The sequence below is a fragment of the Saccharothrix sp. DSM 118769 genome (assembly GCF_052936295.1).
Map to the genome: position 1 here is coordinate 3,620,348 of NZ_CP193627.1, position 14,197 is coordinate 3,634,544.

Annotated in this window: 14 protein-coding genes; 2 read left to right on the plus strand and 12 right to left on the minus strand. The window is 73.6% G+C overall.

Annotation, left to right across the window (positions count from 1 at the left end; translation table 11 throughout):
• Positions 1–184: 184 nt before the first annotated feature.
• From ACRAKJ_RS15770 to ACRAKJ_RS15815, 10 genes are all read right to left on the minus strand, one after another.
• The gene (locus tag ACRAKJ_RS15770) at positions 185–727 is read right to left on the minus strand and encodes a flavin reductase (RefSeq protein ID WP_438926552.1); all 543 of its coding nucleotides are present in this window, start codon (positions 725–727) and stop codon (positions 185–187) included.
• Between the two features lie 65 nt (positions 728–792).
• The gene (locus tag ACRAKJ_RS15775; protein WP_438926551.1) at positions 793–2,331 is read right to left on the minus strand and encodes a tryptophan 7-halogenase; all 1,539 of its coding nucleotides are present in this window, start codon (positions 2,329–2,331) and stop codon (positions 793–795) included.
• Positions 2,332–2,475: 144 nt separating this feature from the next.
• Positions 2,476–3,456 carry a 2,3-diaminopropionate biosynthesis protein SbnA gene (gene sbnA, locus ACRAKJ_RS15780; protein WP_438926550.1) on the minus strand — a complete coding sequence of 327 codons (981 nt, stop codon included), beginning with the start codon at positions 3,454–3,456 and terminating at the stop codon, positions 2,476–2,478.
• Between the two features lie 41 nt (positions 3,457–3,497).
• Complete coding sequence (locus ACRAKJ_RS15785; RefSeq protein ID WP_438926549.1) at positions 3,498–4,841, minus strand: tryptophan 7-halogenase; 1,344 nt, start codon at positions 4,839–4,841, stop codon at positions 3,498–3,500.
• Positions 4,838–5,149: a phosphopantetheine-binding protein gene (locus ACRAKJ_RS15790; protein WP_438926548.1), complete on the minus strand. Its 312-nt coding sequence runs from the start codon at positions 5,147–5,149 to the stop codon at positions 4,838–4,840. Before ACRAKJ_RS15790 ends, ACRAKJ_RS15785 begins: the two co-directional genes overlap by 4 nt.
• Entirely contained in the window at positions 5,146–6,696 is a 1,551-nt protein-coding gene (locus tag ACRAKJ_RS15795) for an amino acid adenylation domain-containing protein (protein WP_438926547.1), read from the minus strand. The genes ACRAKJ_RS15790 and ACRAKJ_RS15795 overlap by 4 nt, the downstream gene beginning before the upstream one ends.
• Positions 6,693–7,835 carry an acyl-CoA dehydrogenase family protein gene (locus tag ACRAKJ_RS15800; protein WP_438926546.1) on the minus strand — a complete coding sequence of 381 codons (1,143 nt, stop codon included), beginning with the start codon at positions 7,833–7,835 and terminating at the stop codon, positions 6,693–6,695. The genes ACRAKJ_RS15795 and ACRAKJ_RS15800 overlap by 4 nt, the downstream gene beginning before the upstream one ends.
• Before the next feature lie 85 nt (positions 7,836–7,920).
• Positions 7,921–9,474, minus strand: coding sequence for an amino acid adenylation domain-containing protein (locus tag ACRAKJ_RS15805; protein WP_438926545.1), 1,554 nt, complete (start codon positions 9,472–9,474; stop codon positions 7,921–7,923).
• 37 nt (positions 9,475–9,511) lie between these two features.
• Positions 9,512–10,468, minus strand: coding sequence for a TauD/TfdA family dioxygenase (locus ACRAKJ_RS15810; protein WP_438926544.1), 957 nt, complete (start codon positions 10,466–10,468; stop codon positions 9,512–9,514).
• Between the two features lie 294 nt (positions 10,469–10,762).
• Entirely contained in the window at positions 10,763–11,389 is a 627-nt protein-coding gene (locus ACRAKJ_RS15815; protein WP_447009012.1) for a hypothetical protein, read from the minus strand.
• A 163-nt stretch (positions 11,390–11,552) separates the two neighbouring features.
• Between ACRAKJ_RS15815 and ACRAKJ_RS15820 the strand changes: the two genes are divergently transcribed.
• Both ACRAKJ_RS15820 and ACRAKJ_RS15825 read left to right on the plus strand, forming a co-directional pair.
• Positions 11,553–12,299, plus strand: coding sequence for a GH12 family glycosyl hydrolase domain-containing protein (locus ACRAKJ_RS15820; protein ID WP_447009013.1), 747 nt, complete (start codon positions 11,553–11,555; stop codon positions 12,297–12,299).
• Between the two features lie 178 nt (positions 12,300–12,477).
• Positions 12,478–13,371, plus strand: coding sequence for a peptidase (locus tag ACRAKJ_RS15825; RefSeq protein WP_447009014.1), 894 nt, complete (start codon positions 12,478–12,480; stop codon positions 13,369–13,371).
• 88 nt (positions 13,372–13,459) lie between these two features.
• On the opposite strand, the gene ACRAKJ_RS15830 is transcribed toward ACRAKJ_RS15825, so the two are convergent.
• Both ACRAKJ_RS15830 and ACRAKJ_RS15835 read right to left on the minus strand, forming a co-directional pair.
• Positions 13,460–13,849, minus strand: coding sequence for a VOC family protein (locus ACRAKJ_RS15830; protein WP_438926964.1), 390 nt, complete (start codon positions 13,847–13,849; stop codon positions 13,460–13,462).
• A complete protein-coding gene (locus ACRAKJ_RS15835) occupies positions 13,846–14,142 on the minus strand; it encodes a metalloregulator ArsR/SmtB family transcription factor (protein WP_438926965.1) in 297 nt (98 codons plus the stop codon). Before ACRAKJ_RS15835 ends, ACRAKJ_RS15830 begins: the two co-directional genes overlap by 4 nt.
• Positions 14,143–14,197 lie beyond the last annotated feature (55 nt).

The following is a 14,197-nucleotide window of genomic DNA, read 5'->3' on the forward strand; positions in this document are numbered from 1 at the left end:
CGGTCGGCGGAGCAGGGGAGTGGTGCGGGACGACCCCCGGCGGGACGACCGCAGCGGCACCACCGTGGCGAGCCCACGGTGGTGCCGCTGCGGTTGGTGCCGGTGCGGTCGGTGCTGCGGTGCTGCGGTGCTGCGGTGGTGCCGTGGTGCCGCCGCCCCGGTACCGGGTGGGGCGGCACCGGGGTCAGCGACCGGCGGGGAGGGTGTCGGGCACGACCGCGCCCGGCGCGCCGGAGAACGTGCGCCTCCCGTACAGCAGGGGGCTCCCCGGCCGGTTCTCGATGTCGAGGATGCGGCCGAACACGACCGTGTGGTCGCCGACCCGGTGCAGGTCGGCCACGGCGCACTCGGCCACCGACAGGACGTCGTCGACCAGCACCGGCACCCCGTGGGGCGAGCGCTCCCACGCCACCGAGGCGAACCTGTCCGGCGCGGGCGAGGCGAACCGCTCGGCGGTCGCCCGCCCCCGCTCCGCCAGCAGGTTCACCGCGAAGGCGCCGGTCTCGCGCACCGCGGCCAGGGTGCCGGCGCCCTGGTCGAGGCACACCAGCAGCGTCGGCGGGTCGAGCGTGACGCTGACCAGCGAGTTGCAGGTGAGCCCGTGCGGGCGGCCGGAGCCGCTGAACGCGGTGACCACGGTGACGCCGGTGAAGTAGCCGGTCATGAAGTCCTTCACGGCACGGGGAGCTACCTGCCCGGCCTGCGCGTGGGTCCGGATCGTCTGCATGTGTTGCCCCCATCGTGTGCTCGGTGACGTGCTCCGCAGGGTCGGCCGGACTCCTCCCGCACCGGTCAGTCGTTGATGCTCGCGAGGTACTCGTAGCAGCTGGGCAGGGTGGCGACCATCTCGTCGGCCTCCGCCCTGAGCTTGGCGAACTCGGCGAGCGCGTTGGTGGGTTCCAGGTGGCGCAGCGCGGGCCGGGCGGTGAGCGGGATGCGCCCCAGGCCGAGGTTCATCGTGTTCCACGAGTAGCTCTCGAACCCGTGGTAGTGCGGGTAGATCGTCTCCTCGTCGAGCAGGTGCGACTCGGCCAGGTCCAGCTTCTCCTGGAGGCCCGCCGGGATGGGCCGGGTCTTGGCCTCCTTCCAGTACGGCGTGTCCTCCCGGTCGGCCGACCGGTAGTGCAGCACCAGGAACTCCTTGACGCCGTCGACCGCCTTGTTGATCCGGTTGTTGTAGGCCGCCGTCATCCGCTGGTCGAAGCCGTTGTCGGGGAAGTGCTTGACCAGCTGCTCGATCGCGTGCTGGATGAAGAAGATGCCGGTGGACTCCAGCGGCTCGACGAACGCGCTCGACAGGCCGATCGCCACGCAGTTCTTGACCCACGAGTTGCTGTTGCGGCCGATCCGCATCCGGATGTGGTTGGCCTCCAGGTCGTCCCGACCGGGCGCCACCTTCTCGCGCAGCTCGCGCTCGGCCTCCTCCGGCGTGATGAACTGGTCGGAGTAGACGTAGCCGTTGCCGTTGCGGCGGAACAGCGGGATCGTCCACGCCCAGCCCGCCGTCATCGCGGTGGCCGTGGTGTAGGGCTGCATGTCGGTGGCGTCCTCGCGCGGCACGCGCAGCGCGACCGCCCGGTTGTTGGGCAGGAAGTCCTCGAAGGACTCGAACTTCTCGCCCATCGCCTTGTTGATCAGCAGCCCGCGGAAGCCGGTGCAGTCGATGTAGAGGCCGCCGGTGATGGCCCCGTGGTTCTGGGTGCGGATCTCGGAGATCCAGCCGCGGCTGTCCAGGCCGACGTCGACCACGTCGTCCACCACGTGCTTGACGCCGTGCGCCCGGCCGTGCTCGGCCAGGAACGACGCCACCGCGTCGGCGTCGAAGTGGTAGGCGTAGGGGAACTGCGCGCGCTGGTCCTCCAGCGTCGACTTGCCCAGCGGCCCGTCGAGGCTGGACACGAACAGCGAGCCGTCCAGCATCCGGGGCGAGCGCTCGGCGTCGCACAGCGCCGTGGTGATGAAGCACGACCGGTCGAACGGCTCGCTGCGGTCACCCAGCTCCAGCCACCACTCCGCGAGGCTGAACCCGTCCGCGCCGCGCAGCCGCTCGAACGGGTGGTAGAAATGCTCGCCGGGCTTGCGCCAGTTCTCGAACCGGATGCCGAGCTTGTAGCTGCCCGCGCATTTCGGCAGCCATTCCCGCTCGTCCAGGCCGAGGTAGTCGAAGAAATGGCGGACGGTGCTGAAGGTCGCCTCACCGACACCGATCCGGGAGACCTGCGAGGACTCCACGAGGGTCACGTCGACGTGCGCGCCGAAGGCGGTCTTCAGGTAGGTCGCGGTCATCCACCCGGCGGTGCCACCACCCACGATCACCACGGATCGGATCATGTGCCACTCCCCTGTCAGGTAAGCTTTCCTTGCGGGAACGCGCCCCGGAACGGCCGGTGGATTGCTCCGGGCGGTTCGGAATCGCCTTCGACTCTGCTGTTCCGCGCCATACCGGCGCTATATTGCGGGTATGCTTCGGGAATATCAATTGGTGCCGGACAGGGCCGGCGCGGTCTCCTCGCGCAGGTCCGGCACGCGCCCCAGGTGCTCGACCACCCACGGGTCCGAGTAGATCGTGTCCAGGTAGCGGTCGCCCCCGTCGGGCAGCACCAGCACGCACGTCGACCCGCGCGGCAGCGTCGGGGCGAGCCGGTACAGGGCGGTGACGGCCGCCCCGGACGACCCGCCCGCCAGCACCGCCTCCTGCTCGACCAGGGCACGGCACCCTGCCACGCAGTCCAGGTCCGTCACGTGCACCACCCGGTGCGGTGCGCTCGCGTCGTGGATCTGCGGGCGCACCGACGCGCCGTGCCCCGGGATCAACCGGGACACCGGCGGGGGAGCGGGGTCGAACAGCGCGCTGCCCACCGCGTCCACCGCGATGATCTGCGTGCGCAGCCCGTGCCGGCGCACGTAGCGCCCGCAGCCCTGGAGCGTCCCCGTCGTGCCGGCCGGGACGAACAGGTAGTCCACCGGGTCGTCCAGCGCCGTCACGATCTCCCGCATGGTGCGCTCGTGCGCCTGCGGGTTGCGCGGGTTCGCGTACTGGTTGGGCCAGAACGCGTGCGGCAGGGTCGCCACCAGCTCCCGGACCCGGCGCAGCCGCGCGGGCAGCAGCTCGCCGGTCGCCGGGTCCGGTTCGGTGACCACCTCGACCTCCGCGCCGTAGGCCCGGAGGATCTTCACGTTGTGCCCGGTGGTCTTCGCGTCCACCACGCAGATGAACCGCAGCCCGAAGTACCGGCACAGCTGCGCCAGCCCGATGGCCAGGTTCCCCGAGCTGGACTCCACGACCACCGAGCGCGCCGGGTCCAGCTCCCCGGTGTAGAGCTTGTCCAGCAGCATGGCGACCGCGGTGCGGTCCTTGATGCTGCCGCCCGGGTTGAACTTCTCCACCTTGGCGTGCACCTGGAGGTCGAGCTCGACGGAGAACCGCTCGAGCTCGACCAGGGGCGTGTTCCCCACGGTGGAGAGGATGCCGCGCAGCGCGGGGTTGACCACCGGACTCAGAAACCCGGAGCGGCGGCCGGTGCCCGCAGCGAGCCCAGGTAGGGGTGCCACAGGTGCTCGGGGTCGGCCTCCACGGCCGCCACGACCTCGCGCATCGCGGCCAGCGCCTTGGGCTCCTCGCCGTCGTACACGTCGCCCTGGAGCATCTTCAGCACGTCGGTGCGGTAGCGCGGGTCCTGCACGAACGCGGTGAACAGCACGTTGAGGCGGTAGTAGATCGAGATGAACTCGTACCAGTACTTCACCGCGCGGCGCAGCTTGGTCTCGTAGGTGTCGAACCGCTTCTTGGCGTAGTCGCCCTCGGCGTGCGCGGCGATGATGTCCTGCGCGGCGATGCGGGCGCTGTTGAGCGCCACGCTCACCCCGCTGGAGAAGATCGGGTCGACGAACCGGGCCGCGTCGCCGATCAGCACGAACCGGTCGCCGCAGATCTGCTTCATCGCGTAGCTGTAGTCGCCCTCGACCTTGAACGGCCGGACCTGCTTGGCCTTCTTCAGCGCCTCGGCCAGCTCCGGCCGGCTGCCGACGAAGTCCCAGAAGAACTTCTCCCGGTCGGTGTTGGCCTCGGTGAACCGCTTCTTCTGCGTCACCACGCCGATGCTGGTGATCGTGTCGGTGATCGGGATCTGCCAGACCCAGGTGTCCTTGATCGGCAGGAAGTGCACGAAGATGTGGTCGACCACGGAGGCGTTGGGCGCGATGGCGTCCCGGTCCAGGTCCTCGAACCAGGTGTGCAGCGCGTACTGGTCGAACACCGGGTCGGAGACCTTGAACTTGAGCTGGCGGCCCACCAGGGTCTGCCGGCCCGACGCGTCGACCACCATGCCCGCGGTGTAGACGGCCTCGCGCGGCCCGAACCGGACGGTCAGCTTCACCGCCTCGGGGTCGTCGAAGTCGACGCCGCGCACGCGGGCGCCGTTGAACACGGTCGCGCCCTGCTCCTGCGAGTGGCGCAGCAGGATCGAGTCGAACAGGCCGCGGTCGACGTGGAACGTGTAGTCGCGGTCCACGCCGGGCTGGTTGCGCTCGACGAACTGGATCTCCGCCGACCAGTCGTGCGACAGGCCCTGGTAGCCCATGAACGGGATGTCGCGGGACTCCGCGGACGTCCAGGAGGCGCCGAACTTCTTCGGGAACTTCGCCTCGTCGATCTTCTCCAGCGCGCCGATCTCGTTCAGCACCGGCGTGGTCGCGGGCACCAGCGACTCGCCGACGTGCGGGCGCGGGAACGTCTCGCTCTCGAACACCACGACGGACAACCCGGCCCTGGCCAGGTAGGACGCCATCGTGGAACCGGCCGGGCCGCCGCCGATGATCGCGACGTCGTAGTCGGTCGTCATGAGTTCTCCCTGTCAGCGGTGCTCGCCGCGACCGGCTCGGCCTGCGGCTCCTGGTCGGCTGCTTCGGCCAGCACGAGGCCGGCGATGCTGGTGATGTCGCGGAAGTTGCGCGAGTTGACCCTCGCGTGGGAGACGAACACCCCGAACCGCTCGCGGACGTGGGTGAGCAGGACCGCGGTGCGCAGCGAGTCGATGATCCCCCACTCCAGCAGCGGGGTGGACAGGGTGAGCTCCCGGTCCTCGTCACCCCACAGGAACTCCTCCCGGATGAACTCCAACAGCGCGAGTTCCACTTCGGCTTGCTTCACCGCTTGCTCCTCTCGGGGCCGGGCGCCGCGTCGGCGACCACCGGCTGCTCCTTGCGTTCGGTCCGCCGCGCGGCCAGGTCCTCGTGCCGGCGGACCAGGGCGGGCCGGTCGACCTTGCCGTTGGTGGTGCGCGGCAGGTCCGCCGTGACGTGGACCCGGTCGACCACGGCGTAGGACGGCAGGAGGCGGGCGCAGTGCGCCTTGACGCCCAGCGGCCCGGGGGTGCGGCCCCTCACCGGCACGACGAAGGCGACCAGGCGGGCGTCGATGCCGCTGCCGGCCACGACCACGGCGGCGTCCTCGACGTCCGGGTGGCTCTCCAGGGTCAGCTCCACCTCGCCCAGCCCGACCCGGTGGCCGCGCACCTTGACCGTGTGGTCGCGCCGGCCGACGTAGTCGAACGAGCCGTCGTCGAGCACGCGCACCACGTCGCCGGTGCGGTAGGGGCCGCGCTGGGGCGGCGCGCCCCAGTAGCCCAGCAGCACGGTGGGGCCCTCGACCAGCAGCTCGCCCTCCTCGCCGGGGCCCGCGACCGCGCCGTCCGGCCGCTCGGCCCACGCCGTGTCGCCGGAGCAGGCCAGGCCGATGGGCACCGGCCGGTCGCGCGCCAGGTCGGCCGGGGTGACCTCGTGGAAGGTGCACACGTTGGTCTCGGTGGGGCCGTAGAGGTTGAGCAGGCGCGCACCGGTCCAGCCGGCCAGGGCGCGCACGCCGCCGATCGGGAACGGCTCGCCCGCGAAGCAGAGCGCCCGCAGCGCGGCGGGCGCGGGCCGGTCGAGCAGGCCGCCGTCGCGGATCATCAGGACGAGCGCGGACGGCACCGAGTACCAGACCGTGATCCGCTCGTCGTGCAGGAACCGCACGAGCTGGGTGGGCGCGTAGGCCAGCTCGGCGGGCAGCAGGTGCACCGACGCGCCCGCGGCGAACGCCGCGTACAGGTCCATCACCGACAGGTCGAAGACGAGCGGCGCGTGGTTGGCCAGCCGGTCCTCCGGCCGCACGTCCAGCTCGGCGACCGCCCAGTCCACGAAGGCCCGCGCGTTGCGGTGGCTGACGCACACGCCCTTGGGGGTGCCGGTCGAGCCCGAGGTGTAGAGGACGTACGCGAGGTCGTCGTCGCCGACCGGTTCGTCGACCGGCCCGGCCTCGGCGTCGGGGTCCCCGTCGTCGTGCAGGTCCAGGCACGGCGCCGTGCCGGCGAGCGCGTCGCGCAGCTCCGGCAGGCGGCCCGCGTCGGCGCACACGACCGCCGCGCCGCAGTCCGCGGCGAGCACGACGACCCGGGCCAGCGGCGCGGTCCGGTCCATCGGCACGTAGGCGGCCCCGAGCCGCAGCACGCCCTGCATGGCGGCGACCACGTCGGTGGACTTGTCCGACCACAGGACGACCCGGTCGCCCCGGCGCACGCCGAGCGCGCGCAGCCGGTGCGCGAACCGGTCGGCCGCCCGGTCCAGCTCGCGGTAGGTCAGGGCGGAGCCGGCGCAGGACGCGGCGAGCCGGTCCGGGTGGCGCGCGGCGCTGCCGATGACGAGTTCGTGCAGGCTCACAGCCCCATCCCCTTCGCCACGATGGTGCGGTGGACCTCGTTGGTGCCGGAGAAGACCTTCGCGGGCAGCGCGTCGCGCAGCTGCGCCTCGACGCCGGTCTCCGCGAGGTAGCCGCTGCCGCCGAACACCTGCATCGCGGTGATGCCGTTGGCGACCGCCGCCTCGGAGACCGCGATCTTGGCGAGCGACACCTCGGTGGTGTCCGCGCGGCCCTGGTCCATCCGCCAGCACGCCCGGTACAGCAGCAGGCGGGCGCTGTCGAGCCGCCCGCGCATCTCGGCGATCGGGTGCGCGACGGCCTGGAACTCGCCGATGCGGTGGCCGAACTGGCGGCGGCGGCGGGCGTGCCGGACGCAGCGGCGGAGCTGGTCCTCCATCAGCCCGAGGTAGATCGCGAACAGGCAGCCGCGCTCCCAGCCCATGGAGTGCTGGAAGATCGCGCCGCCCTGGCCGGGCTCGCCGAGCACGTCGTCCGCCGGGACGGGGGTGTCGGTGAACCCGACCCGGCCCGCCGGGCAGCCGTGCAGGCCCATCTTGACCATCGGCGGGCCGACCTCGACGCCGGGGGAGCCGCGGCGGACCACGAAACCGGTGTTGCCCAGGAACCCGGACGCCGGGTCGGTGCTCGCGTAGGTGACGAACACGTCGGCGAGCGGCGCGTTGCTGGAGAACGACTTGACGCCGGTGAGCCGGTAGCCGTCGCCGTCGGCGACCGCCTTCGCGTCCAGCCGCGCCACGTCGGAGCCGGCCTCGTCCTCGGTGATCGCGTTGGCGGCGATCAGCGTCCCGTCGGCCAGGCCCGGCAGCAGCTCGGCGGCCGTCCCGGGGGTGGCGAAGTCGCGGACCGCCACGGCGCAGGCCAGCAGGTGCGCGGCCACGCCGAACACCAGGCCGGTGTCCGGGCAGTGCCGGCCGAAGGTCTCCAGGCACAGGGCGGTGTCCAGGGCGCCCAGGCCGCCGCCGCCGTGCTCGACGGGCAGGCACAGCCCGGTCAGGCCCAGCTCGGCGGCCACCCGCCAGCGGTCCCGGGTGAAGTGCCCCTCCGGTGTGGACGGACGTCCGTCGCCCAACCGGTCGCGCACCGCGGCGGCCAGGTCCTCGCCGCGGCGGCGCTGTTCGCGCGTCAGATCGAAGTCCATGTCCTTCTCCGGTTCGACGACTCGGCTTCGACCACGCTCGCTGGTCGACCTATATTCGGGCACTACCCGGCCTGTCCCGGCCGGGTCAGCCGGCGCCGGCGGGTTCCCGGGCCGGCGGCAGCGCCTGGTCCGGCGCGGGCAGGGCGGCCCGGTCGACCTTGCCGCTCGCGGTCGTGGGGAACGAGGTCACGCCGAGGTAGGCGACCGGCAGGTGCGTCGCGGGCAGCCGCAGCGCCAGGAACTCGCGCAGGCCCGGCGGCACCGAGCCGTCCGCGGTGCGCACGTAGGCGGCCAGCCCGGTGCCGGTGGCCGTGGGGAAGCCGACCACCACGACGCCGCGCAGCGCCGGGTGCGCGGCCAGCGCCGCCTCCACCTCGCCCGGCTCGATCCGCACGCCGTCCACCTTGACCTGGTCGTCCCGCCGGCCGAGGTACTCCAGGACCTCGTCGGCACGGCGGCGCACCAGGTCGCCGGTGCGGTAGAGCCGGGCCCCGGGCGGACCCGCCGGGTCGGGCACGAACCACTCGGCGGTCAGCTCGGGCCGGCCGAGGTAACCCCGGCCGACGCCGACGCCGCCCGCGTACAGCTCGCCCTGCCCGCCCGCCGGCACGGGGTCGCCGTCCTCGTCGAGCACCAGCGCGCGCAGCCCGTCGATCGGCCGCCCGATCGGCACCGGGCCGGACGGCTGGGCCGGGTCGAAGCGGTGCGCGGTGACGTCGATGGCGCACTCGGTCGGGCCGTAGGTGTTCCACACCCGCACCGCACCGGGGTCCGGCAGCCGGTCCAGGAACCGGTGCACCAGCTCGGCGTGCAGCTGCTCGCCCGCCGAGAACAGCAGCCGCAGCGAGCCGCAGTGCGCCCAGCCCGGCTCGTCCACCAGGGTCCGCAGCAGCGACGGCACGACCTGGAGAACGGTGACGCCGTGCTCGGCCAGCAGCCGCACGATCGTCGCGGGGTCCCGCTCGGTCCCGGTGGGCGCGAGCACCACCGCGCCACCGCTGACCAGCGGGGCGAAGATCTCCCAGCAGGCCGCGTCGAACGTCGGGGCGGTCTTCTGGAGCACCCGGTCGGCCGGGCCCAGGCCGTGTGCGCGGACCGTCCAGGCGACCCGGTTGGCGATGCCCGCGTGGTGGACCACCACGCCCTTGGGCGTGCCGGTCGAGCCGGAGGTGAACAGCACGTAGGCCGCCTGGTCGCCGGTCACGTCGGCGGGCGGGGTCGCGGGGAGGCCGTCGGCGGCGGTCACCCCCCGGTCCAGCACCACCGTGCGCACGCCGGCGGCGACCATCGGCGCGTCGGTGATGGTCTGGGTCAGCACGAGGCCCACCCCGGCCGACCGGAGCACCGAGGTGGTCCGGCGGCCGGGGTGGGTGGGGTCCAGCGGCAGGTAGGCGCCGCCGGCCCGCCACACGGCGAGCAGCGCCACCACCAGGTTGACCCCGCGGTGCAGGCACACCCCCACCGTGCTCTCGGCGCGCACCCCGTTGGCGCGCAGCAGGTGCGCCAGCCGGTTCGCGCGCAGGTCCAGCTCGGCGTAGGTCAGCGGGCCGGCCTCGTCGAGCACGGCGACCGCCGCCGGGGTGGCGGCGGCCTGCCGGGCCACCAGCGCGGGGATCAGGGCCTCGGTCGTCGGGGTCATCGCGGGTCCTCCTCGCACCGGTGGGCGGGTCGGCGGTTCACGCCAGGACGTGCCCGTCCAGGTCGCGCATCGCGCGCGAGCGGCGGTGGTCCAGGTGCACGAAGGTGCGGTGGAGCCAGCGGTCGTTGCCGTCGTAGCGCGGCGTGAACAGCGTCCGGCCGTGCAGGGTGACCCGGTTGTCGACCAGGGCCAGGTCGCCGGGCACCAGCAGCAGGGTCTCGGTGACCGACTCCACGGCGTCCCGCAGCACCTCCAAGGCGTTCTTGGCGTCGGTGTCGTGGGCGTGGGTGGCGTGGAAGTCGACCTGGACGTCCGGGTCGGTCGGCTCCCCGGTGAGCACGGCGTGCGCCGGGGCGGCGTCGTCCGGTCGGCCGAACGACGGCGGCGCCTGCGTGGTGAACCGGGGCTCGGCCAGCACGGCGCGGACGTCCTCGGGCAGCTCGCGCACGGCCCGCCGGACGCAGCCCACCTGGAGCCCCGCGATGCGCTCGTGGTCGGCGCGCACGCACAGCAGGGCCACGTAGTCGGGCCGGCGCGGGTGGAAGGCGTTCTCCACGTGCATCTCCAGCCGGGTGGAGCCCGCGTTGCTCTGCTGGGTCTCCCGGCCGGGCACCGGCACCACGTTCTGCACCAGCGCGCCGGACTTCTCGTTGCGGTAGGCGATGACCTCGCCGAGCTGCATCGACACCATGCCGATCACCGCCGCGCCGGGCGTGGAGTCGCGCTCGACCGAGTCGGGCTCGGAGGGGGTCGGGCGCTCGGCGGCGCCCGGCAGGTTGCGCACCAGCAGCGCGCCGTCGGGGCCCGGGTCGCGGCGGAACTCGGCGAGCCGCGCGCGCAGGCGCTCGGGCAGCGTCGACGAGGCGTACCGGCAGTCGTTCACCCAGGCGATATCGTCCACCTTGCGGGGTGGCGCGCCCGCGAGCCGCTCCGCGCCCGCTCTGGTGAGGGCGCGTTCCTCGGCGGTCAAGGTGAACACGGCGTTGTCGTCCATCACTTCCCCTTCACAGCACTGCCGGAGGTCTCGGGTCGCGCACGGTCGACGCGGGCGGGCGGTGCTCACGGCCCTCCCGGACGCCCGGTCTGCACCGTCCACAGTGGTCGAGGGGTGGGCTGCGCGGCCGGCGGGCTCGGCCAGGATCATCGCGCGGGCTATGCGGGCGCTATACGCGTCCGTCGGCCGCCTGATATGGCTGTGGTATAGGCCGCGCCGGGGCAGCTCCCCAGGCTCCCGCCCCGCCGCACCACTGCCGCACCACTGCCGCCCGCGCCGCTTGCCCGGCCGCCCTCACCCGCCACCCGCCGTTTCCCCGCCGCCCGCGCCGCCGCCCACCGCCCGCGCCGCCGCCCACCGCCCGCGCCGCCGCCCACCGCCCGCGCCGCCGCCCACCGCCCGCGCCGCCGCCCACCGCCCGCGCCGCCGCCCACCGCCCGCCCGCACCCTGCCGCCCCGCACCGCCGCGCCGCCCGCACCGCCGCGCCGCCCGCACCGCCGCGCCGCCCGCACCGCCGCGCCGCCCGCACCGCCGCGCCGCCCGCACCGCCGCGCCGCCCGCACCGCCGCGCCGCCCGCACCGCCGCGCCGCCCGCACCGCCGCGCCGCCCGCACCGCCGCGCCGCCCGCACCGCCGCGCCGCCCGCACCGCCGCGCCGCCCGCACCGCCGCGCCGCCCGCACCGCCGCGCCGCCCGCACCGCCGCGCCGCCCGCACCGCCGCGCCGCCCGCACCGCCGCGCCGCCCGCACCGCCGCGCCGCCCGCACCGCCGCGCCGCCCGCACCGCCGCGCCGCCCGCACCGCCGCGCCGCCCGCACCGCCGCGCCGCCCGCACCGCCGCGCCGCCCGCACCGCCGCGCCGCCCGCACCGCCGCGCCGCCCGCACCGCCGCGCCGCCCGCACCGCCGCGCCGCCCGCACCGCCGCGCCGCCCGCACCGCCGCGCCGCCCGCACCGCCGCGCCGCCCCGCCCCGGCGGTGTGGCGTCCCGGTGTCGCGCCATCCCCGCTCCGGGCCTCGCCGGCGTATGCTGGGAGCGCTCCCAGAGTTGCCCCGTCGCCGTGGCCACTTCGAGAGGGGTTCCATGCGAAGCACCATCCGCGCCGTCGCCCTGGCCGGCCTGCTCGTCGCGGGCGCCGTCGCCGCGACCGGTCCGGCGCAGGCCGACGTGACGATCTGCGACCAGTACGGCTCGACCACCGTCCAGGGCCGGTACGTGGCCCAGAACAACAGGTGGGGGTCGTCCGCGACCCAGTGCATCAACGTCACCTCGTCCGGGTTCCGGATCACCCAGCAGCAGGGCTCGGCGCCCACCAACGGCGCGCCCCTGTCCTACCCGTCGCTGTACCTGGGCTGCCACTACGGCAACTGCTCGCCCGGCTCGAACCTGCCGATGCAGGTCAGCCGCATCCGCAGCGCCACGTCGTCGATCGCCTACCGGTACGCCGGCGGCACCTACAACGCCTCCTACGACATCTGGCTCGACCCCACGCCCAAGACCACCGGGGTCAACCAGGTGGAGATCATGATCTGGTTCAACCGCCAGGGCTCCATCCAGCCGATCGGCAGCGCCGTGGGCAACGCGACGGTCGGCGGCCGGACCTGGCAGGTCTGGCGCGGCAGCAACGGCGCCAACAACGTGATCTCCTACGTCGCGCCCTCGGCGATCAACTCGTGGTCGTTCAGCGTGCTCGACTTCGTCAACGACGTCCGCAACCGAGGCATGATCACCACGTCCTGGTACCTGACCAGCGTCCAGGCCGGGTTCGAGCCGTGGAACGGGGGCGTCGGCCTGGGGGTCGACAACTTCTCGGCGTCCGTCAGCGGGTGACCGGTGCCCCGGGGGCGTGCGAACACGCCCCCGGGGCCGCACCACGCTCGGGAACGGAACGTGATCGGTCGGTTGTAGGTGCTATTCCACCCGTTCGCCGGAAACGGTGACCTGTTGCGCTGAGTAACTTCCTCACCACGGTCCCTGCCGGTGATCGACCCACGGAAGGTGGAAGATCATGCACCGCAGTGTGAAACGACTGCTCACTCTGACGAGCGCGCTCGCGTTGTCCCTCGTCACGGTCCCCGCGGTGGCCCGGGCCGCCGCGCCCGACACCTACTGGACGCCGGAGCGGATGCGCGCCGCCGCCCCGCTCGACCTGCCCACCGCCCCGGCCTCGGCGCTGCGCGCCGCCGTTCCCGCCGGCGAGCCCGCCACCGTCGCCCCGCTGGCCCTCCCCAACGGCGGCAGCGCGTGGACCGGCGGCGGCGCCGTCGTGGCGACCGCGGGCCGCGTGTTCTTCACCTACCAGGGCCGCAACGCCTCGTGCAGCGGCAACGCCGTCACCAGCGCCAACAAGAGCACGGTCATCACGGCCGGGCACTGCGTGAAGCTCGACGGCGCGTTCCACACCAACGTCGCCTTCGTGCCCGCGTACGACAACGGCACCGCGCCGTACGGCACGTGGAACGCCCGCGCCACCTTCGCCACCCCGCAGTGGGTCGCGAGCGAGGACATCAACTACGACATCGGCGCCATCGTCGTCGGGCAGCTGGCCGGCCAGTCCCTCACCGACGTCGTCGGGGCGCAGGGCATCGCCTTCAACCAGTCGCGCGCGGTCGACATGTACGCCTTCGGCTACCCGGCCGCCGCGCCGTACGACGGGACGAAGCTCGTCTACTGCAGCGGTCGGACGTTCAACGCCTTCCTCAGCAACGGCATCGGCATGACGTGCAACATGACCGGCGGCGCCAGCGGCGGCCCCTGGTTCCGCTCGTTCTCCGAGGCCACCGGCACCGGCACGGTCAACTCGGTGAACAGCTACAAGATCAACTTCTTCCCGAACTGGATGTTCGGCCCGTACTTCGGCGCCGACGCGCAGAACCTCTACGGCCAGGCCCAGGCGGCCTGACCCCCACCCGTCGCGACCGCGGCCCCGGTGGCGTGCGCGCCGCCGGGGCCACCACCGTCCACACCAGACTCGACAGCCGCCGGTCCGGCTACTTCACCGCGGCGAGCTGGATCAGGTTGCCGCACGTGTCGTCGAGGACGGCGGTGACGACCGGCCCCATGTCGACCGGGTCCTGGGTGAACTCCACGCCCAGCGCCTTGAGCCGCTCGACCTCGGCGTGCACGTCCTCCACGGCGAACTGGGTGAACGGGATGCCGTCGTCGGCCAGCGCCTTCTTGAACGGGCCCGCCGCCGGGTGGCCGTCCGGCTCCAGCAGCAGTTCGACGCCGTCGGGGTCGGCGGGGGAGACCAGGGTGAGCCAGCGGAACTCGCCGGCGGGCACGTCGTGCTTCGTGACGAACCCCAGCTTCTCGGTGTAGAAGGCGAGCGCCTTCGCCTGGTCGTCGACGTACACGCTGGTGATGTTGATGCGGATCACTGGTCCGGTGCCTCTCGGTCGATGGGCCACCGCTCGACGATCGAGCGCAGCGGGCTCGTGTCGATGTGGTGGAACTTGTACCGGCCCTGGCGCCGGGTGCGCACCAGGCCGGCCTGTTCGAGCACCGCGAGGTGCTGGGAGATCGCCTGGCGCGAGGAGGTGAGGCCGTGCTTCATCGTCAGCCGGCCGCAGATCTCGAACAGCGTCTGGCCGTCCCTGTCGGTCAGCTCGTCCAGGATGGTTCGTCGCGTCGCGTCACCGATGGCCCTGAACAGGTCGGGGTCTGCGTCCACGGGCACAGTTATAGGCAAGTGGCCACTTGCCTGTCAAGGTCGGTGACCCCCGGCC